Genomic DNA, 18,619 nt, shown 5'->3' with positions numbered 1-18,619 from the left:
CTTCGCCGCAGCCTCCGCCTCCGACGCCTTGAAGATCGGCACCCCCTTCGACACAGGAACGCCAAACTCCTTCAGCACCGCCTTCGCCTGATACTCGTGGATGTTCATGACTGGCCCCAATACTTCTTGAACGTGATCCGGCTCTGCACTGTCTGGCCGGACCACATTGAAACAAACGAACGCGGCGGGTGGAGACTCTCGGGCTTACTTGCCGAGCAGATCGGGCGCGATCTTCCTGCAGGCGTCGACGAGGCCCTGCACGGCAGCGACCGACTTGTCGAAGCCTTCGCGATCCTTGCCGGCGAGTTCGATCTCGACGATGCGCTCGACGCCCTTGGCGCCGATCACCACCGGCACGCCGACATACATGTCCTTGACGCCGTATTCGCCGTTGAGATGAGCGGCGCAAGGCAGGACACGCTTCTTGTCGCGCAGATAGCTTTCCGCCATCGCGATCGCGGACGCGGCCGGAGCGTAGAACGCCGAACCGGTCTTGAGCAGGTTGACGATCTCGGCGCCGCCGTTGCGGGTGCGGTCGACGATTTCATCGAGACGCGCCTGCGAGGTCCAGCCCATCTTCACCAGATCCGGCAGCGGAATGCCGGCAACGGTCGAATACTTGGTCAACGGCACCATGGTGTCGCCATGGCCGCCGAGCACGAATGCGGTGACGTCTTCCACCGACACGTTGAACTCATCGGCGAGGAAATAGCGGAAGCGCGAGGAATCCAGCACGCCGGCCATGCCGACGACCTTCTTCGCGGGCAGACCCGAAGCCTTCTGCAGCGCCCACACCATCGCGTCGAGCGGGTTGGTGATGCAGATCACGAAGGCGTCCGGCGCATACTTCTTGATGCCGGCACCGACCTGCTCCATCACCTTGAGGTTGATGCTCAGCAGATCGTCGCGGCTCATGCCGGGCTTGCGCGGCACGCCGGCGGTGACGATCACGACGCTGGCGCCGCTGATCGCCTCATAGGAATTGGCGCCCGTGAACTTGGCGTCGAAGCCGTCGACCGGCGACGACTGCGCGATGTCGAGCGATTTGCCCTGCGGGATGCCCTCGGCGATATCGAACATGACCACATCGCCCAACTCTTTCAGTCCGACGAGGTGAGCCAGTGTGCCACCAATCTGACCCGAACCAATCAATGCAATCTTGTCACGTGCCATGGGAAATCTGTCCTTTGAACCCGGCGGGGAGGGAGGGGAAACTCGGAAGGGTGGTTAGACCTTTCAGCGGATGCGTTCAAGTCGCCGTTCGCCCAAAGAGCGCGGCAAAGAACCGTCGAGAATGCTGAATGCTGGCATACACACGGTGGCATTCGATCGGACGCATCACGTCTCGACCAGACCCGTGGTCGCACCGCTGGCGGTCGAATCCCGCTGGCCGTGAGGCAGCGCCAGATAGGATTCCGACCCCATCTCGACCAGACGCGACGAGGTCCGCTGGAATTCCATCACCTCGATGCCGTCGGCCGCACGATAGAGCGACAGCGGATCAGCCTCGGCCGATGCCATCAGCTTCACATGATTGTCGTAGAGCGCGTCGATCAGGGAAATGAACCGCTTGGCATAGTTGCGGTGCTCGTACTGCATCACCGGAATATTCTCGATCATCACGGTGTGGTAGTCGTGCGCGAGCCGCAGATAATCCGACGCGCCGAGCGGCTTTTCGCACAGGTCGGCAAAGGACAATCTCGCGACGCCGTGCGCCGAATGGGGCACATGCAACACGCGCCCCTTGATATGAATGTCGCGCGGCGGCGCGGCGGCACTGCCGGTCATTTTTACCCAGGCCTTGTCGAGCGCGGCACGAGCCGCAGCATCGGCCGGGACCAGCCACATCTTCACACCGGCGAGCTTCTCCATCCGGAAATCGGTGCGAGCGTCGAGCCGCAGGACGTCCATGCGCTCATGGAGTTGTCCGATGAACGGCAAAAACAACGCACGGTTGAGGCCGCCCTTGTAGAGATCGTCCGGCGCGACATTGGAAGTCGCGACCACGACGGTGCCGAGTTCGAACAACCGCGTGAACAGACGGCCGAGGATCATCGCGTCGGTGATGTCGGTGACGTGAAACTCGTCGAAGCACAGCAGCCACGCTTCGTCGAAAATCGACGCCGCCGTGAGCTGCACCGGATCGCTCTCGGCAATTTCGTTGCGGGCGATCTTCTGGCGAAAGTCGTAGATGCGCTCGTGAACGTCAGCCATGAATTCGTGGAAGTGTGCGCGGCGCTTGTGCGCCACCGTGCTGGCCTGGAAAAACAGGTCCATCAGCATGGTCTTGCCGCGGCCGACTTCGCCATAAACGTAAAGACCGCGCCGTGGCGGCGTATCCTTGCCGGCGAACAACCGGCCCAGCAGGCCGTTCTTGCGGCCCGGCCTGTAACCTTCAAGACGTGTTTCAAGCGCCGCGAATGCTTCGGCGGCGCCGGCTTGCGCCGGGTCGGCTTCGATTTCGCCGGCGGCGATCAACGCATCATATTGTTGGCGGAACGAGGAAGAGAGAGGAGCGTCCATGCCAACGCTAACGGCCCCAGCAGAGCGGAAAATGCAAGGGGCTAATTGTGAGTAGACGAGGACGCAGCCAGGTCAGGCGCTCAGCGCATAGGGCGCTTCGACGACATAGGGACCGCCGCCCACCGACGCACGCGACGAGAACAGCACGAAGCGCGACGCCATGAAGGTGCGGGTCGGGAAATAGCCGCGCACCGACAGGTAATCCGCCACGTCCTGATTGGATGCGTCGCGCAGGCGTGCCAACGTCACATGCGGGATGAACTTGCGACCCTCGGGATCGAGGCCGAAACGCTGCATCAGCCGCTCCAGTTCGGCCTGCAACTCCATCAGCGGCCGGCTCGGCAGCACCGCGGCGACCACCGCGCGCGGTTTCTTGCCGCCGAAGCTCGACAGCCCCTGCAGCGCCACCTCGAACGGTTTTCGATTGATCCGGAACAACGTCGAGGCGATCTCGTTGGCGATCATGCCGTCGATATCGCCGATGAAGCGCAGGGTAACATGATAATTTCCGGGGTCTATCCAGCGCGCGCCCGGCAGCCCGCCGCGCAGAGTGGAGAGTGAATGGCTGACCTCCGGAGGGATTTCCAGCCCGGTGAAAAGACGCGGCATCACGAGACTCCTCGATGCTGTAGAGGACAACGAATCACGCGCACGAATCACTTGTCCGTTTTTACCGCAGCTCCATGACGGCGCGAAGCGAGACGGTGGACAATTTCGTCATCGCGCTGCCGCTGCACCGACCCGGCTCTTCAGAAACGCCTCGACCGTGGGCAGGATGTTCCGCACGATGGCGTCGACGCCGGCTGCTGTCGGATGCAGGCCGTCCGCCTGATTGAGCTTCGCCTGCGTCGCCACCCCGTCGAGGAAGAACGGATACAACGGAACATCGTAAGCCTTCGCCAGATCGGGATAGATACTGTTGAATTGAGCCGCATAATCCGCGCCATAATTGGGCGGCGCGAGCATTCCGCACAGCAGGACGGCAATGTTGCGCGCCTTTAGCTTCTTGAGAATCTCGTCAAGCGCCGCACGGCTGACCTTCGGATCGATGCCGCGCAAAGCATCATTGGCGCCGAGTTCGACGATCACCGCGTCCGTGCCCTCCGGAACCGACCAGCCCAGCCGGTCGCGACCGCCGGTGGTGGTATCGCCGGACACGCCGGCGTTCACGATCTCGACATCGATACCTTTGCTCTGCAGCGCCTGCTGCAATTTCACCGGGAATGCGGCCTGAGCCGGCAGGCCGTAACCCGCGGTCAGGGAATCGCCCAGAGCCACGAGCTTGGTCGGCTTGCCCGCTGCGGCGGCAGGAAGCGCAAAACCCACCATTGCGACTGCCCCAAAAGTTAACGCTGCGAGAAACATTCGTCGCGCCCCCTCGACCGGGCTGCGCAACCCCCCATATGAAATCCGCATGGACAGTCTCATCGAACCCTCGCCATCAGCCGGTACCGCACCGGACACCATTGCCATTTCCAACGTCAACCTCTCGCTCGGATCGGGAGCCGCACGCGTTCACATCCTGAAGGACGTGAGCCTGCGGATCAGGCCGGGCGAAGCAGTCGGCCTGATCGGACCATCCGGATCGGGGAAATCCACGCTGCTCATGGTGATGGCGGGACTGGAACGACCTGACAGTGGAGAGGTGGTGGTGAATGGCGCCTCTTTCAACGCCCTCGACGAAGACGGCCTTGCGCGCTTTCGCGGCCGCCACGTCGGCATCGTGTTTCAATCCTTTCATCTGATCCCGACCATGACCGCGCTCGAGAACGTCGCCGTCCCGCTCGAACTCGCAGGCCATGCCAATGCGCAAGCGCGCGCGGCGAAAGAGCTCGCACTCGTCGGTCTTGGCGACCGATTGCATCACTATCCATCGCAGCTTTCCGGCGGCGAACAGCAACGCGTCGCACTCGCGCGTGCGCTGGCGCCGGACCCCGCCATCCTGGTGGCCGACGAACCGACCGGAAATCTCGATGAGGCGACCGGCCAGCAGATCGTCGACCTGCTGTTCGCCAATCATCTCGAACGCGGCATGACACTGGTGCTGGTGACACACGATCATGCGCTGGCGCAGCGTTGTGACCGCGTGGTGCGATTGCGCTCGGGCCGCATCGACGGGGCCGCGACCGACCGGCACTGGGTCGAGACGGCGTCGCTTGCATGACTGTGGCCGACGACAGCACATACCATCGGGGAATGTCACTGCTCGCGCTGCGTTACGCCGTGCGCGAGCTGCGCAGCGGGCTTCGCGGCTTTTACGTTTTTATCGCCTGCATCGCGCTCGGCGTGATGGCGATTGCCGGCGTCGGCTCCGTGGCCGGAAGTCTCAACGAAGGTCTTGAGCATCAGGGCCGCGTCCTGCTCGGCGGCGACGCGGCATTTTCGCTAATGCAGCGCGAGGCCACCGCGCAGGAGCGCGCATTCCTCGACGCGCGCGGCATGGTCTCGATCGCCGCGACGATGCGAGCCATGGCGCACGCGCCGAACGGCGACCTCGCGCTGGTCGATCTGAAAGCCGTCGACGCACGCTATCCGATGCTGGGCTCGGTGACGCTCGATCCGGCGATGACGATGGCCGACGTTCTCGCCGCGCGCGATGGCACGTTCGGTGCCGCCGCCGATCCGCTTCTGCTGGCGCGGCTCGGACTGAAAACCGGTGACCGCGTCAGCGTCGGCAAGGCGTCCTTCGTGATCCGAAGTGCCGTAACGGCAGAGCCCGACAAGCTGGCTAGCGGAATCGGCCTCGGACCGCGGTTTCTTGTCAGCGAGGAGGCCCTGCGCGCGACCGGATTGCTGCAACCCGGCAGCCTGGTGCGCTGGACCTATCGCGTCCGCCTGCCTGACGCCACCAGCAGCGAGGCGGCGACACAAAAACTGATCGACGACGCCCGCACAGATCTTCCCGAGGCGGGATGGGAGATCCGCAGCCGCAGCAATGCGTCGCCGCAACTCGAGCGCAATATTACCCGTTTCACCCAGTTCCTGACGCTGGTCGGCCTCGCCGCGCTGCTGGTCGGCGGCGTCGGTGTCGCCAACGCGGTGAAAAGCCATCTCGACCAGCGTCGCGATGTGATCGCCACGTTCAAGGCCCTCGGGGCTACCGGCCGCGACGTATTCACGATCTACCTCACGCAGGTCATGATGCTGGCGATCGTCGGCTCAGTCATCGGCCTCGCCGCCGGCGCCGCGCTGCCTTACGCAATCGCCGCAATCTTCGGAAACATCCTGCCGCTCCCGGTCGACCCGACCATTCATGCCGGCCAGCTGGCGCTTTCGTTCGTCTACGGCCTTTTGACCGCGCTCGCCTTCGGACTGTGGCCGCTGGCGCGCGTCCACGACGCTCCGGTCGCGACGCTGTTCCGCGAACAGGTGACATCCGCATTCCGCTGGCCGCGCCGGCGCTATCTGGCGCTGATCGCACTGGTGATCGCGCTTCTTGTCGCTGTCGCCATAGGCCTTGCTTACGACAAACGCGTCGCAGCGGTGTTCGTCGCATCCAGCGTCGGCGTGTTCGCGGTGTTGCGCGGCGTCGCGTCGCTCCTGATGACGATCGCCCGCCGCCTTCCGCGGCCGCGCCTCACCATGCTGCGTCTCGCGATCGCCAACATCCACCGGCCCGGCGCACTGACACCGTCCGTTGTGATGTCGCTCGGCCTCGGCCTCGCGGTTCTGGTGACAATCACCCAGATCGACGGCAACCTGCGGCGGCAGTTCATGGCGTCGCTGCCCGAACATGCGCCGTCGTTTTATTTTATCGACATTCCCTCGACCGATTCGCAGCGCTTCGGCCAGTTCCTGAAACAGCAGGTGCCGGAGGCGGCGGTCGAACGGGTGCCGATGCTCCGCGGCCGCATCGTCGCCGCGCGCGGCGTCAAAGCCGAAGACCTCAAGCCGTCGCCCGATGCCGCGTGGACGCTGCAAAGCGATCGCGGCCTGACCTATACCAACGAGGTGCCGCACGGCTCGACGGTCGTCGAAGGCAAATGGTGGAACGCCGATAATACCGGCGGTCCGCTGGTGTCGCTGGAAGCAAAGATCGCAAACGGACTTGGCCTCAAGGTGGGCGACGACATCACCGTCAACGTGCTCGGCCGCGATATCACCGCCAAAATCGCCAATCTGCGCAACGTCGACTGGCAAAGCCTCGGCATCAATTTCGTGCTGGTGTTCTCGCCCGATGCCTTCGCCGGCGCGCCCCATACCGACATCGCAACCCTGACCGACGCCAACTCGACGGTTGCGAACGACGCCCGGCTGATCAAGGCGGTTGCCGCAGCCTTCCCCTCGATCACCAGCGTGCGGGTCCGCGAGGCGCTCGAGACCGTCGGCACCATGGTGACCAATCTCGTCCTCGCCGTCCGTGGCGCCAGTTCGGTGACGCTGATCTCGGCGATCCTCGTGCTCGGCGGCGCGCTGGCCGCAGGTCACCGGCACCGGGTCTATGACGCCGTCATTCTCAAGACGCTGGGCGCGACCCGGGGGCGGCTGCTCGGCGCCTATGCCCTCGAATACTTGATGATCGGGTTTTCCACGGCGATCTTCGGCGTCGCCGCCGGTTCGATCGCCGCATGGCAGATCGTCACCCGGCTGATGAACCTCGGCTTCGTCTGGCAGGCGGGCAGTGCCGCGCTGGTGGTGCTGGCAGCCCTCGCGGTCACCGTCGGCCTCGGGCTGGCGGGAACATTACTCGCTCTTAACCAAAAACCGGCTGCGGTGCTCCGAAACTTATGACAATTTGTAGCAGGCCAACCGCGACTTTTGCGACATTCAGCCGCGCCGGGTAACTTGTGGTGGCCGTGCTAGTTTCCCACATACCGAACACGTTCAGAATCGGCTTGATACCGTCGCTCGACGGCCTCAAATTCCGGCTTCTGGAATCAACTTACCGCTGACGCAGCCTGATTGCTACGTCAGGCAACCGAAAGGTTTCGACCATGTCGGACTTGGACCGCAACTACGCTTCACCTTTCGGCCGGGCCGCCGGGCGCGCTGACGCCGCGACCGTCGATGCCGGTCTACGCTCGTACATGCTCAAGATTTACAACTACATGACGATCGGGCTGGCCATCACCGGTTTGGCCGCGATGGGTGTCTATATGGCCGCGACATCGGACGTCGCGACGGCCGCACGGATCGGCAACACTTACCTGACGCCGTTCGGCGTGGCGATGTTCGTCAGCCCGCTCAAGTGGCTGTTCATCCTTGCCCCGCTCGTGATGGTGTTCGCCATCTCGTTCGGCATCAACCGCCTGCGACCTGCGACCGCGCAGATGCTGTTCTGGGCGTTCGCCGCCCTGATGGGTGTTTCGCTGTCGTCGATCTTCCTGGTCTACACCCACACTTCGATCGTGCGGGTGTTCTTCATCACCGCCGCCTCGTTCGGTGCGCTGAGCCTCTATGGCTACACCACCAAGCGTGACATGTCGGGGATGGGCTCGTTCCTGATCATGGGCCTGTTCGGCGTCATCATCGCGAGCGTCGTCAACCTGTTCCTCGCGAGCTCGATGCTGCAGTTCATCGTCTCCGTGGTCGGTGTGCTGGTGTTCGCCGGCCTCACCGCCTGGGACACCCAGCGGCTGAAGAACGACTACATCTACGGCTACGCGAGCCAGGGTGGAGACATTGCGGAGCGCGCCGCCATCACCGGTGCCCTGTCGCTCTACCTGAACTTCATCAACCTGTTCACGCTGCTGCTGCAGCTGCTCGGACAGCGCGACTGATCGATAACAGATCGAACGCAAACGAAGCCCCGGCCCAAAGCCGGGGCTTTTGTTTTGGGCCGCAGGTTGCTGCTTTCGTCAGGGCCGGGCTTGACCCAGCCGTCCACCTGTTGATCTGATCGGCGCAGAAGAACGGCCTCCAATGAGCTTGCGCCCATGCCCTCTGCCGACATCCGTCCCGCCGCCCTCGCCGACATTCCCGCCATCGCCGAGATTTACGACCACGCCGTGCGCTTCGGCACCGCGACCTTCGAACTGACGCCACCGGACGTGGCCGAGATGACCCGGCGTTTCAACGACCTCACCGGCAAGGGCTTCCCCTATCTGGTCGCGACGATCGACGGCCAGGTTGCCGGCTACGCCTATGCCGGTCCCTACCGCCCTCGGCCGGCCTATCGCTTCACGATCGAAAATTCAGTCTATCTCGCGCCGTCCAGTCATCGCCGCGGCATCGGCACGCTGCTGCTGACGGAACTGATCGCACTGTCGGTCGCGCGCGGCTATCGCCAGATGATCGCGGTGATCGGGGATTCCGCCAACGCTGCGTCGATCGCGCTGCACGCCAAAGCCGGCTTCGAGATGATCGGCACTCATCCCAATGTCGGCTTCAAGTTCGGGCGCTGGCTCGACACGGTGATGATGCAGCGCGCGCTGGGCGACGGAGCCGCCACGGTCCCGCACAGCTAGGAGTTGCGCGATCAGACCACCGCAAGCTTGCGGTCGATCACCAGCAACACTCGCTCCAGCTCATTGCCACGCCGCAGAATCTGGCCGGAAGCTGAAATCACGCTGTAAGCGCCCTGCTTGCGCGCGAGCTGCGGGTCCTTCTCGATCCGGTAGATCGGAACTTCCGAGGCGCGGCGAAAGATCGAAAACACTGCGCGGTCCTTGAGAAAGTCGATGGCGTAATCACGCCATTCGCCGTCGGACACCATGCGGCCGTAGAGGTTGAGAATGCGGTTGAGTTCAAGCCGGTTGAAGGTCACTCGGGTCTGAAGCGGGACGGCCGCGACGTTGCGGTCCGCCCCGCGACTCTCGCTGGGGTCCGCCTCTCCCGATCCGTAATTCATCGGCGCCTCCTGTCACTCTGGTGACATGATCGACCCGCTCCCCTGCTCCTGCAAGCCTGAATTTGACTCTCCGGAAGCCTCACGTCGAAGTTAAACAAATCATAATGCTGCCAGAATTCGGACAATCCGCCGCCGCTCTGGATTGCGATCAAATCCATACTGCGTTGGCCCGGTCCTTTCGGTACCGGATTCCTCAGCCCCCAGCCCCCCGGGGTCGGCAGGACCGGGTCTTAATTTCCCGCAGTGAGATAATCCCCAATCCTGCGGGCCAGCGTCAGTTGGCCCTTTTTCTTTGCCCCATCGACAGCGACGGCAGATATCCGCACGCGCCATCGCGGCGCGGATCAGCCCGGTCGAATCACGGTGTTGGGAATCGAATCAGTTAAGCGGGGTGAAGGCAGCACCGAGCATCGGACCGGGATTGTCGCGATTGCCGTTCTGGACGTAGACGACCGCAGCATCCACCCCGTCTCCGGAGATGTTTTCCAGCGGCACGCTCCACGCACCGGCCTTGCCGGTCCAGTCTCCCACCTTCAACACGTTGCGCACGACGTTGTGGTAGGTGATCTGCTTGCCGCGATTCTCGCCGCGGTTAATCGTGATCGGCACGGCGCGCGCGACGGCGCAAATCCAGACCTCGCCATGTTCGCCGTTATTACGCTCGGGCACCGAAACCTTGAGTTCGCGACCGGCTTTCGCCACCGTCACCGGCACGTTCATCACGCTCACGCTGCCGCGCGTGACTTGAACTGCCTTCTCGATCGCCGTCTTGTCGCTGCCGAGCACATGGAGCGAACCATTGACGACCACTTGTGGCGTGTAGACGTCGCGATCGCCGCGCATATGCGAATAGGCTTTCTGGCGCGCGCTGAAACGCGAATCGGCCAGCGTGTCCTTCCAGCCGAGGTAATCCCAGTAATCGATCGGCAGACTGAGCGCTATCAGCGACGGATCCTGCGCAAGATCGCCGAGAATTTTGTCGGCGGGTGGACAGGACGAACACCCCTGCGAGGTGAACAATTCAACCACCGCACGTGGATCGGCGGACGCGGGCTTCGCAAGTGTAACTGCGACGCAAATCCCCAGGATGCCAGAAAGAAGCGGCGCAAAAGCGCTCGGCTCCTTGGTCCCTGTACTGGACTTGCTTCTCGTCACGCGATGTTCCTGATGTTCGTCGCCGGTTAACGCAAGAAGGCGACCGTTTCATAGGCCGCCTTCCTATCAATCGCCACTCACTTCGAGGTGAGCCTGTTCACGGATGCGTTTGTGCAGCGCACGATCACGCAGCGAGATTGCGCAACACGTACTGAAGGATTCCACCGTTGCGATAATACTCGAGTTCGTCGAGCGTATCGATGCGACACAGCAGAGGAACGCTCTTCCGCGAACCATCGGCGCTCTCGATTTCCGCAGAGAGTGTCTGGCGCGGCTTCAATCCACCCTGCAATCCGCGGATCGTCACCTTCTCATCGCCCTTCAGTCCGATTGACTGCCATGACGCACCGTCCTCGAACGTCAGCGGCAGCACGCCCATGCCGACGAGGTTCGAGCGATGGATGCGCTCGAAGCTCTGACAAATCACGGCGCGCACGCCCAGCAAGCGCGTGCCCTTCGCGGCCCAGTCGCGCGACGAGCCGTTGCCGTATTCAGCGCCGGCGAACACCACCAGCGGCACCTGCTCGGCCTGATACTTCATCGCGGCGTCGTAGATCGACATCTGCTCGCCGTCCGGCCAATGCTTGGTCAGCCCGCCTTCCGGAATGTTGCCGTCGGCGCCCTTCATCATGAAGTTCTTGATGCGGATATTGGCGAAGGTGCCGCGCATCATCACTTCGTGGTTGCCGCGACGCGTGCCGTACTGATTGAAGTCGGCGGGCCGCACCTGATGCTCGGACAGATACTTTCCGGCCGGCGACGTCAGCTTGATCGCGCCTGCGGGCGAGATGTGGTCGGTGGTGATCTTGTCGCCGAACAGCGCGAGAATGCGCGCGTCGATGACGTCGGTGACCGGATCCGGCTCCTTCTTCATGCCTTCGAAGTACGGCGGGTTCTGCACGTAAGTGGAGCTCATGTTCCACGCATACGTGTCACTGGTCACTGTCTTGATCTTGCGCCAGTTGGTGTCGCCCTTGAACACGTCGGCGTACTTCTTCTTGAAGATCGTCGAGGTGACGTACTTCTTGATGAAGGCGTTGATCTCCTTCGTGGTCGGCCAGACGTCCTTGAGGTAAACCGGCTTTCCGTCCTTGCCGATGCCGAGCGGTTCGACTTCCAGATTCTTCGTCACGGAGCCGGCGAGCGCGTAAGCGACCACCAGCGGCGGCGAAGCGAGGTAGTTCGCCTGCACGTCCGGCGACACGCGGCCCTCGAAGTTGCGATTGCCCGACAGCACCGCGGCACCGATGATGCCGTTGTCGTTGATCGACTTGGAAATCTCCTCCGGCAGCGGACCCGAATTGCCGATGCAGGTGGTGCAGCCGAAACCGACGAGGTTGAATCCGACCTTGTCGAGATCTTTCTGCAAGCCTGAGTTGGCGAGATATTCCGCGACCACCTGGCTGCCCGGCGCGAGCGACGTCTTCACCCACGGCCTGGCCTTCAGCCCCTTGGCGGCGGCGTTGCGCGCCACCAGGCCGGCGGCGATCAGCACGCTCGGATTGGAAGTGTTGGTGCAGGAGGTGATAGCAGCAATCACCACGTCGCCATGGCCGACTTCGAAATCGCGGCCTTCGACGGCGAAGCGTTTGCTGTGATCGATCGCCTTCTTGTACTCGTTGGTCAGCGCGTCATCGAAACCGCTCGCGACCAGCGGCAAAGCGACGCGGCCTTCAGGACGCTTCGGACCGGCCATCGACGGCACAACGTCCTTGAGATCGAGCACCAGGGTTTCGGTGAACACCGGATCTTTCGATGCCGAGGTCCGGAACAGGCCCTGCGCCTTGGCGTATTTTTCGACCAGCGCCACGCGCGCCGAAGCACGGCCCGAGGTCTTGAGGTAATCGAGCGTCGCCTTGTCGACCGGGAAGAAGCCGCAGGTTGCGCCGTATTCCGGCGCCATGTTGCCGATGGTCGCCTTGTCGGCCACCGACAGATGGTCGAGGCCGGGACCGTAGAACTCGACGAACTTGCCGACCACGCCCTGCTTGCGTAGCATCTGCGTGACGGTCAGCACGAGGTCAGTCGACGTCACGCCTTCCTTGAGCTGGCCCTTCAGCTTGAAGCCGACCACGTCGGGCAGCAACATCGACAGCGGCTGGCCAAGCATCGCAGCTTCCGCCTCGATGCCGCCGACGCCCCAGCCGAGAACCGCGAGGCCATTGACCATGGTGGTGTGCGAATCGGTGCCGACCAGCGAGTCCGGATATGCGACTTCAAAAGTGCCCTTCTTCTTGCCGACGGTCATCTTCTCTTTCTTCGTCCAGACCGTCTGCGCGAGGTATTCGAGATTGACCTGATGGCAAATGCCGGTGCCGGGCGGCACGACGGAGAAATTCGAGAACGCCTTCTGACCCCACTTGAGGAATTCGTAGCGTTCCTGGTTCTGCTTGTATTCCTCGGTGACGTTCTTGCTGAACGCCTTGTTGTCACCGAAGAAGTTCACGATCACAGAGTGGTCGATGACCAGATCGACCGGAACCAGCGGATTGATCTTCTGGGCGTCGCCGCCAAGCGCCTTCATGGCATTGCGCATAGCGGCGAGATCGACCACCGCCGGGACGCCGGTGAAATCCTGCATCAGCACGCGGGCCGGGCGGAACGCGATTTCATGCTCGAGCTTGCGCTTCTTGATCCACTTCGAGAAGGCGATGATGTCGTCCTTCTTGACGGTGCGGCCGTCCTCGTTGCGCAGCATGTTCTCCAGCAACACCTTCATCGAATAAGGCAGCCGCGAAATGCCCTTCAGGCCGTTTTTTTCTGCGGCGGCGAGGCTGTAATAAACATAGGTTTTGCCGCCGACCTTGAGGGTTTTCTGGGCTTTGAAGCTGTCGAGCGAGGACATGTGAGGCGATCCCGATTCATGAGTTAGAGATACCCGGCAAAGGTATCAAAACACCGCCAGCAGTGATAGAGCCGCGGGCCTTGTGAGGATGCGTTGTGTGCTGCATCAAGTTTCGGTTCTATAGAATCTTTCCACACTGCGCGCCACACCGACAATCGTCTCTTCGCAACCCTGACGGACTGCTATTTTGACCCGGCATACGCCTTCTCATCACGATTCAGCGGTCAGGCATCCATGAAGCTTTTGGGACGCGGCGTGACATGCGTGCGAGGCGGGCGCAGCATTTTCTCCAACCTCGATTTCGAGGTGTCATCATTGCAGGCATTGGCGGTGACCGGCGCCAACGGCGCGGGAAAATCGTCGCTGCTGCGGATCATCGCCGGCCTGCTGCCGGCCGAATCCGGTTCGATCGACCTGGAGGGCGGCAACGTCGAACTCAGTGCTGGCGAACACGCCCATTATCTCGGCCATCGCGACCCCTTCAAACCCGCACTGACCGTGCGGGAAAATCTCGCGTTCTGGCAGGAATTTCTCGGCGGCGACGGCGGCGACGTGAAAGACAGCCTGTCCGAAGCAGGGCTTGGCCATGCAGCAGACCTGCCGGCCGCTTTCCTGTCAGCCGGGCAGCGCCGTCGTCTGTCGATGGCCCGGCTGCTCGCGGTGAAGCGGCCGATCTGGCTGCTCGACGAGCCGACATCCGCGCTCGATGCTGCCGGTCAGAAAACTTTTGCAGCACTGATGATGCGCCACCTCGACGGCGGCGGGTTGATCGTCGCCGCTACGCATGGTCCGCTCGGAATCGACGCCGCCGAGTTGCGGATCGGAAGCGCGCAATCATGAACACACTCGGCTCGCTGATCCGGCGCGATCTGCGCATCGCCATGCGCGTCGGCGGCGGCGCGCTGATCGGCGTGCTGTTCTTCCTGACCGTCGTGGTGCTGATGCCGTTCGCGCTTGGCCCCGAGCTGCCGCTGCTCAAGCGTCTCGGACCGGCGATCCTGTGGCTCGGCGCAATGCTGGCGAGCCTGCTCACGCTCGACCGGCTGTTCACTTCCGACCAGGAGGACGGATCGCTCGACCTGATCGTCATGAGCCGGACGCCGCTGGAACTGGTCTGCGCCGCCAAGGCTTTCGCCCACTGGCTCGCGGTCGGCGTGCCGCTGATCGTCGCAACACCGGTGCTGGGTATCCTGCTCAATCTCGAGCCGCCTGCGATGTTCGCCGTGGCCCTGACGCTGCTGGCCGGAACGCCGGCACTCACGCTTATCGGCATGATCGGCGCAGCGCTCGCCGTCACCATGCGGCGCGGCGGATTACTGCTTGCGGTGCTCGTGCTGCCGCTATCGATCCCGGTGCTGATTTTCGGCGTCGCCGCCTCCAACGCCGCCATCGCCGCGCCGGGATCGTTCGGCACACCATTCTCCATCCTGTGTGCGCTGTCGCTGGTTGCGCTGGCGGTCGGCCCGTTCGCCGCCGCCGCCAGCCTGCGGCAAGGGTTGGATTGATGCAGCGGACCGGATCAACTCTTGCGGAAATCGCACATGCCGCGGGCCATCCGCATTGCCTGCGGCGACGCGCGCCAGTATCAGGACCGTCATGAGCTGGATCGACCTCGCCAATCCCTCGCGCTTTCTCGCGTTTACCGCGCGCGTGCTGCCGTGGCTTGCCGCCGCGACCACGGTGCTGCTGGCGATCGGTCTCTACATGTCGTTCACGGTTCCCGACGACTACCAGCAGGGTGCCACCGTCAAGATCATGTTCATTCACGTTCCCAATGCGTGGCTGTCGATGTTCGTGTGGGGCGTCATGAGCCTGTCGGCGCTCGGCACGCTGGTGTGGCGGCACCCGCTGGCGGACGTCTCGGCAAAGGCCGCGGCGCCGATCGGCGCGGCTTTCACATTTCTCGCTCTGGTCACGGGCTCGCTATGGGGCCGCCCGATGTGGGGCACTTACTGGGAATGGGATGCGCGCCTGACTTCGGTGCTGATCCTGTTCCTGATGTATCTCGGCTTGATCGCGCTGTGGCGCGCGGTCGAGGATCCGTCGCGCGCCGCGCGCGCCGCCGCCGTGTTGACACTGGTCGGCGCGATCAACATTCCGATCATCAAGTTTTCTGTCGACTGGTGGAACACGCTGCACCAGGGCGCGTCGGTCATCCGCATGGGCGGACCGACGCTCGACCGCGCCTATCTCATTCCGTTGCTGGTAATGGCGGTCGGTTTCACGCTGCTGTTCATCACGCTGCATCTCGCCGCAATGCGCAACGAAGTCCTGCGGCGGCGCGTCCGCACCTTGCAGATCATGCAAGCCAGCAGGCAGGCGGCCTGACGCCATGGCGCTCGGACCCTACGCCAGCTTCATCGTCACCTCCTATGCGCTGGTCGCGATCGTGATCGTCGGGTTGATCGTCTGGATCGTTGCCGATCACCGCAGCCAGCAGCGCAGCCTGAAAAAACTCGAAGCCGAAGGCATCACCCGCCGGTCGGCTCGCACGTCCGGCTCAGCCTCATGAACACCGCACCGAACACAAGCGCGCCGCGTCGCCGGTCGTGGCTGGTGGCGCTGCCGCTGATCGCATTCGCGGGGCTCGCCGCGCTGTTCTGGTTCAAGCTCGGCAGCGGCGATCCATCGCGGATTCCATCAGCCCTGATCGGACGTCCTGCGCCGCAGACCACGCTGCCGCCGGTCGACGGGCTAACATCCAACGGCGCCGCGGTGCCGGGACTTGATCCCGCCGCGTTCAAGGGACAGGTCAGCATCGTCAACGTCTGGGCGTCGTGGTGCGTGCCGTGCCACGACGAAGCGCCGCTGCTGGTAGATCTCGCGAAAGACAAACGCATCCGCGTCCTCGGCATCAACTACAAGGACGCGCCTGACAACGCCCGGCGCTTCCTCGGACGCTACGGCAACCCGTTCGCGGCGGTCGGCGCCGACGGCAACGGCCGGGCTTCGATCGAATGGGGCGTCTATGGCGTCCCGGAGACCTTCATCGTCGGCCGCGACGGCGCCATCGCCTACAAGCTGGTCGGCCCGATCACGCCGGACAACATCGATCGCGTTCTCCGAACCGAAATCGGCAAGGCCCTGAAGGCCGGCACCTGACGCGCAAGCCGTTCGGCACGCATTCGCCTCAAAATAATTTTGCGCGTTTATCTGCCGTTCATTTGGCAGCCATGGCGCGGCCACGAATCCCGCCTTACCTTGAGGCACTTCAATCAATGTCCTGGAGGGACACCGCTCATGCGCTATTTCAAGCTCGCTTCACTGACTGCCGCAACGCTCGCTCTCGGCCTGCTTGCCGCCTCGCCGTCGTTCGCGCAGGCGACCCAGCCCGCGACTGGCGGCAAGATGGCGCCAGCTCCCAAAGCCGATTCGAAAATGGCTCCGGCGCCGAAGGCAGCGGCCAAGACCGACGCCAAAGCCGCACTGCTCGACATCAACACCGCCTCGGCCGACGAACTCGCCGAACTGAAGGGCATCGGCAAGGCCTATTCGGCAGCGATCATCAAGGGCCGCCCCTACAAGGGCAAGGATGAGCTGGTGCAAAAGAAGATCCTTCCGGAGAAGACCTACGCCGGCATCAAGGACAAGATTATCGCCAAGCAGAAGTAATTTCCGCTTCATTCGAGCCGATCGATAAAAACGCGCCGGCATTGCTGCCGGCGCGTTTTTGCTGGATCGTTCATTTCAGATCGACCGAGCGGCGCGTAGCTTATCCCTTGGTGATGTCGCCGCGCTCAAGATCGCTCGCCTCGTCGGTGGCCGGCTCGATGTGATAGCGCTTGATGAGCGGCGTCTGCAGCATGGCGAACACCGCGGTGATCGGAATCACGCCAAAAGCCTTGAACGCGACCCAGAAGTCCGTGGTCTGGGTGCGCCAGATGATTTCATTCAGCACCGCCATAGCCGCAAAGAAAATCGCCCAACGGATCGTGAGGCGTTTCCAGCCCTCCGGCGTCAGGTTGAACATCTGGTCGAACATCAGTGCGATGAACGACCGCCCGAACAGCAGGCCGATGCCCAGCGTCGCGGCGAACAACGAATAGATGATGGTCGGCTTGACCTTGATGAAGGTTTCGTCGTGCAGCGCCAGCGTCAATCCTCCGAACACCAGCACGATGAACGCGGTGACCAGCGCCATGATCGGAACGTGTTTCGTCACCACGTAGGACACGACGATCGCGGCAACGATCGCGACCATGAAGGCGCCGGTCGCCGTGAACAGGCCGAATTTCGCGTTGGCGGCGAAGAAGATCACCAGCGGCCCCAGCTCGGTCGCGAGCTTGAACAACGGATGGGGCGCGGGCTTGCTCATGAATCCTGTCCTGCAATCGCCTTGGCGAAATCCCTGGCGGTGAAGGGCGACAGATCGTCGATCCCTTCACCGACGCCGATGAAATGCACCGGCAGCTTGTACTTCTCCGACAGCGCGACGAGGATGCCGCCTCGCGCGGTGCCGTCGAGTTTGGTCATCACCAGACCGGTGACCCCGGCAGTCTTGAGAAAGGCCTCGACCTGCGAGAGCGCGTTCTGGCCGACGGTCGCATCCAGCACCAGCAGCACCACATGTGGCGCCGAGGCATCGACCTTCTTGATGACACGCACCACCTTGCCAAGCTCGGTCATCAGTTCCGTCTTGTTCTGCAATCGCCCGGCGGTGTCGATCAGCAGCACATCGCGGCCATCGGCCTTGGCTGCTTCGATCGCCTCGAAGGCGAGGCTTGCTGAATCCGAACCTTGCGCCCGCGCAATCACCGGCGATTTGGTGCGCTCGCCCCAAACCTTCAACTGTTCGATGGCGGCGGCGCGGAAGGTATCGCCCGCTGCCAGCATCACCTTGCGGCCTTCGCCGGCGAACTTCGCCGCCAGCTTGCCGATAGTCGTGGTCTTGCCCGAACCGTTGACGCCGACCACGAGAATGACGAACGGCTTTTGCGCGTCATCGACGACCAGCGGTCGCGCTACTGGCGCGAGAACTTTCTCAACCTCGGCGGCGACGATATTCTGAACGTCTTCCGCCGACACCGACTTGTCGTAGCGGCCCTTGCCCACGGCTTCCGCGATCCGCGCCGCAACCTCGGTTCCGAGATCGGCGCGCAGCAGCACGTCCTCGATATCCTCGAGCATCGCGCCATCGAGCTTGCGCTTGGTGACGAGATCCGCCACCGCGGTGCCGATCGAGCTCGACGTACGCTTCAGGCCGGCGGACAGGCGCCGCCACCAGCTTTGCTTGGGTTGATCTTGTGTGCTGTCACTCATGCGAGGATTGTGTTAGCCGGTTCACGCCGCAAACGAAAGCCACTGCG

General features: G+C 63.0%; 19 protein-coding genes. 10 read left to right on the top strand and 9 right to left on the bottom strand.

All coding sequences use genetic code 11. The features are described 5' to 3' along the window. Window positions 1–204: 204 nt before the first annotated feature. The 4 genes from mdh to ASC80_RS19615 all read right to left on the bottom strand — a co-directional run bounded on the left by mdh (window position 205) and on the right by ASC80_RS19615 (window position 3,888). Window positions 205–1,173 (bottom strand): malate dehydrogenase, encoded by a 969-nt coding sequence (gene mdh / locus ASC80_RS19630; protein WP_056300772.1) that lies wholly within the window; start codon window positions 1,171–1,173, stop codon window positions 205–207. Window positions 1,174–1,338: 165 nt separating this feature from the next. Further along, window positions 1,339–2,523 (bottom strand): cell division protein ZapE, encoded by a 1,185-nt coding sequence (gene zapE / locus ASC80_RS19625; protein WP_056300769.1) that lies wholly within the window; start codon window positions 2,521–2,523, stop codon window positions 1,339–1,341. 72 nt (window positions 2,524–2,595) lie between these two features. After that, window positions 2,596–3,132 carry an RNA 2',3'-cyclic phosphodiesterase gene (gene thpR, locus ASC80_RS19620; protein ID WP_056300765.1) on the bottom strand — a complete coding sequence of 179 codons (537 nt, stop codon included), beginning with the start codon at window positions 3,130–3,132 and terminating at the stop codon, window positions 2,596–2,598. A 108-nt stretch (window positions 3,133–3,240) separates the two neighbouring features. Continuing rightward, the gene (locus tag ASC80_RS19615; protein WP_056300764.1) at window positions 3,241–3,888 is read right to left on the bottom strand and encodes an arylesterase; all 648 of its coding nucleotides are present in this window, start codon (window positions 3,886–3,888) and stop codon (window positions 3,241–3,243) included. A 49-nt stretch (window positions 3,889–3,937) separates the two neighbouring features. Here ASC80_RS19615 and ASC80_RS19610 point away from each other — a divergent pair, with 49 nt between their 5' ends. The 4 genes from ASC80_RS19610 to ASC80_RS19595 all read left to right on the top strand — a co-directional run bounded on the left by ASC80_RS19610 (window position 3,938) and on the right by ASC80_RS19595 (window position 8,930). Continuing rightward, the gene (locus ASC80_RS19610; RefSeq protein ID WP_056300761.1) at window positions 3,938–4,687 is read left to right on the top strand and encodes an ABC transporter ATP-binding protein; all 750 of its coding nucleotides are present in this window, start codon (window positions 3,938–3,940) and stop codon (window positions 4,685–4,687) included. Then, window positions 4,684–7,254: an ABC transporter permease gene (locus ASC80_RS19605; RefSeq protein ID WP_056300758.1), complete on the top strand. Its 2,571-nt coding sequence runs from the start codon at window positions 4,684–4,686 to the stop codon at window positions 7,252–7,254. The genes ASC80_RS19610 and ASC80_RS19605 overlap by 4 nt, the downstream gene beginning before the upstream one ends. Window positions 7,255–7,457: 203 nt before the next feature. Beyond that, a complete protein-coding gene (locus tag ASC80_RS19600) occupies window positions 7,458–8,243 on the top strand; it encodes a Bax inhibitor-1/YccA family protein (RefSeq protein ID WP_056300755.1) in 786 nt (261 codons plus the stop codon). A 156-nt stretch (window positions 8,244–8,399) separates the two neighbouring features. Then, window positions 8,400–8,930, top strand: coding sequence for a GNAT family N-acetyltransferase (locus ASC80_RS19595; protein ID WP_056300752.1), 531 nt, complete (start codon window positions 8,400–8,402; stop codon window positions 8,928–8,930). 11 nt (window positions 8,931–8,941) lie between these two features. On the opposite strand, the gene ASC80_RS19590 is transcribed toward ASC80_RS19595, so the two are convergent. From ASC80_RS19590 to acnA, 3 genes are all read right to left on the bottom strand, one after another. Further along, a complete protein-coding gene (locus ASC80_RS19590; protein ID WP_056300749.1) occupies window positions 8,942–9,313 on the bottom strand; it encodes a DUF2794 domain-containing protein in 372 nt (123 codons plus the stop codon). Between the two features lie 378 nt (window positions 9,314–9,691). After that, window positions 9,692–10,468 (bottom strand): DUF1223 domain-containing protein, encoded by a 777-nt coding sequence (locus ASC80_RS19585; RefSeq protein WP_056300746.1) that lies wholly within the window; start codon window positions 10,466–10,468, stop codon window positions 9,692–9,694. 124 nt (window positions 10,469–10,592) lie between these two features. Then, on the bottom strand, window positions 10,593–13,313 hold the full coding sequence (gene acnA / locus ASC80_RS19580; protein WP_056300743.1) for an aconitate hydratase AcnA: 2,721 nt from the start codon (window positions 13,311–13,313) through the stop codon (window positions 10,593–10,595). A gap of 234 nt (window positions 13,314–13,547) precedes the next feature. Here acnA and ccmA point away from each other — a divergent pair, with 234 nt between their 5' ends. The 6 genes from ccmA to ASC80_RS19550 all read left to right on the top strand — a co-directional run bounded on the left by ccmA (window position 13,548) and on the right by ASC80_RS19550 (window position 16,925). Next, on the top strand, window positions 13,548–14,153 hold the full coding sequence (ccmA, locus tag ASC80_RS19575) for a heme ABC exporter ATP-binding protein CcmA (RefSeq protein ID WP_056300740.1): 606 nt from the start codon (window positions 13,548–13,550) through the stop codon (window positions 14,151–14,153). Next, window positions 14,150–14,818 carry a heme exporter protein CcmB gene (gene ccmB, locus ASC80_RS19570; RefSeq protein ID WP_056300736.1) on the top strand — a complete coding sequence of 223 codons (669 nt, stop codon included), beginning with the start codon at window positions 14,150–14,152 and terminating at the stop codon, window positions 14,816–14,818. Before ccmA ends, ccmB begins: the two co-directional genes overlap by 4 nt. Window positions 14,819–14,909: 91 nt before the next feature. After that, window positions 14,910–15,641, top strand: a complete 732-nt coding sequence (locus tag ASC80_RS19565; RefSeq protein WP_056300734.1) for a heme ABC transporter permease — start codon at window positions 14,910–14,912, stop codon at window positions 15,639–15,641. 4 nt (window positions 15,642–15,645) lie between these two features. Beyond that, the gene (gene ccmD, locus ASC80_RS19560; protein ID WP_056300732.1) at window positions 15,646–15,825 is read left to right on the top strand and encodes a heme exporter protein CcmD; all 180 of its coding nucleotides are present in this window, start codon (window positions 15,646–15,648) and stop codon (window positions 15,823–15,825) included. Then, window positions 15,822–16,415 (top strand): DsbE family thiol:disulfide interchange protein, encoded by a 594-nt coding sequence (locus ASC80_RS19555; RefSeq protein WP_056300730.1) that lies wholly within the window; start codon window positions 15,822–15,824, stop codon window positions 16,413–16,415. The genes ccmD and ASC80_RS19555 overlap by 4 nt, the downstream gene beginning before the upstream one ends. Before the next feature lie 138 nt (window positions 16,416–16,553). Then, window positions 16,554–16,925, top strand: coding sequence for a ComEA family DNA-binding protein (locus tag ASC80_RS19550; protein WP_056300728.1), 372 nt, complete (start codon window positions 16,554–16,556; stop codon window positions 16,923–16,925). A 100-nt stretch (window positions 16,926–17,025) separates the two neighbouring features. Here the strand turns inward: ASC80_RS19550 and ASC80_RS19545 are convergent, their stop codons facing one another. Both ASC80_RS19545 and ftsY read right to left on the bottom strand, forming a co-directional pair. Further along, window positions 17,026–17,628: a septation protein A gene (locus tag ASC80_RS19545; RefSeq protein ID WP_056300724.1), complete on the bottom strand. Its 603-nt coding sequence runs from the start codon at window positions 17,626–17,628 to the stop codon at window positions 17,026–17,028. Next, on the bottom strand, window positions 17,625–18,572 hold the full coding sequence (ftsY, locus tag ASC80_RS19540) for a signal recognition particle-docking protein FtsY (RefSeq protein WP_056300722.1): 948 nt from the start codon (window positions 18,570–18,572) through the stop codon (window positions 17,625–17,627). Before ftsY ends, ASC80_RS19545 begins: the two co-directional genes overlap by 4 nt. Window positions 18,573–18,619 lie beyond the last annotated feature (47 nt).

This window comes from Afipia sp. Root123D2 (assembly GCF_001425835.1).
Lineage (GTDB): Bacteria > Pseudomonadota > Alphaproteobacteria > Rhizobiales > Xanthobacteraceae > Afipia.
The sequence above is the reverse complement of the archived record's forward strand: the minus strand, read 5'-3'. Positions and strand labels throughout refer to the sequence as shown.

What these genes read in the sequence shown, in the direction of transcription:
- zapE (WP_056300769.1), bottom strand. Translation starts at nt 2,523, where the DNA reads ATGGACGCTCCTCTCTCTTCCTCGTTCCGCCAACAATATGATGCGTTG.
- mdh (WP_056300772.1), bottom strand. Translation starts at nt 1,173, where the DNA reads ATGGCACGTGACAAGATTGCATTGATTGGTTCGGGTCAGATTGGTGGC.
- ASC80_RS19545 (WP_056300724.1), bottom strand. Translation starts at nt 17,628, where the DNA reads ATGAGCAAGCCCGCGCCCCATCCGTTGTTCAAGCTCGCGACCGAGCTG.
- ASC80_RS19615 (WP_056300764.1), bottom strand. Translation starts at nt 3,888, where the DNA reads ATGTTTCTCGCAGCGTTAACTTTTGGGGCAGTCGCAATGGTGGGTTTT.
- ASC80_RS19605 (WP_056300758.1), top strand. Translation starts at nt 4,684, where the DNA reads ATGACTGTGGCCGACGACAGCACATACCATCGGGGAATGTCACTGCTC.
- ftsY (WP_056300722.1), bottom strand. Translation starts at nt 18,572, where the DNA reads ATGAGTGACAGCACACAAGATCAACCCAAGCAAAGCTGGTGGCGGCGC.
- ASC80_RS19610 (WP_056300761.1), top strand. Translation starts at nt 3,938, where the DNA reads ATGGACAGTCTCATCGAACCCTCGCCATCAGCCGGTACCGCACCGGAC.
- ccmA (WP_056300740.1), top strand. Translation starts at nt 13,548, where the DNA reads ATGAAGCTTTTGGGACGCGGCGTGACATGCGTGCGAGGCGGGCGCAGC.
- ASC80_RS19555 (WP_056300730.1), top strand. Translation starts at nt 15,822, where the DNA reads ATGAACACCGCACCGAACACAAGCGCGCCGCGTCGCCGGTCGTGGCTG.
- ASC80_RS19600 (WP_056300755.1), top strand. Translation starts at nt 7,458, where the DNA reads ATGTCGGACTTGGACCGCAACTACGCTTCACCTTTCGGCCGGGCCGCC.
- ccmD (WP_056300732.1), top strand. Translation starts at nt 15,646, where the DNA reads ATGGCGCTCGGACCCTACGCCAGCTTCATCGTCACCTCCTATGCGCTG.
- ccmB (WP_056300736.1), top strand. Translation starts at nt 14,150, where the DNA reads ATGAACACACTCGGCTCGCTGATCCGGCGCGATCTGCGCATCGCCATG.
- ASC80_RS19590 (WP_056300749.1), bottom strand. Translation starts at nt 9,313, where the DNA reads ATGAATTACGGATCGGGAGAGGCGGACCCCAGCGAGAGTCGCGGGGCG.
- thpR (WP_056300765.1), bottom strand. Translation starts at nt 3,132, where the DNA reads ATGCCGCGTCTTTTCACCGGGCTGGAAATCCCTCCGGAGGTCAGCCAT.
- ASC80_RS19595 (WP_056300752.1), top strand. Translation starts at nt 8,400, where the DNA reads ATGCCCTCTGCCGACATCCGTCCCGCCGCCCTCGCCGACATTCCCGCC.
- acnA (WP_056300743.1), bottom strand. Translation starts at nt 13,313, where the DNA reads ATGTCCTCGCTCGACAGCTTCAAAGCCCAGAAAACCCTCAAGGTCGGC.
- ASC80_RS19565 (WP_056300734.1), top strand. Translation starts at nt 14,910, where the DNA reads ATGAGCTGGATCGACCTCGCCAATCCCTCGCGCTTTCTCGCGTTTACC.
- ASC80_RS19550 (WP_056300728.1), top strand. Translation starts at nt 16,554, where the DNA reads ATGCGCTATTTCAAGCTCGCTTCACTGACTGCCGCAACGCTCGCTCTC.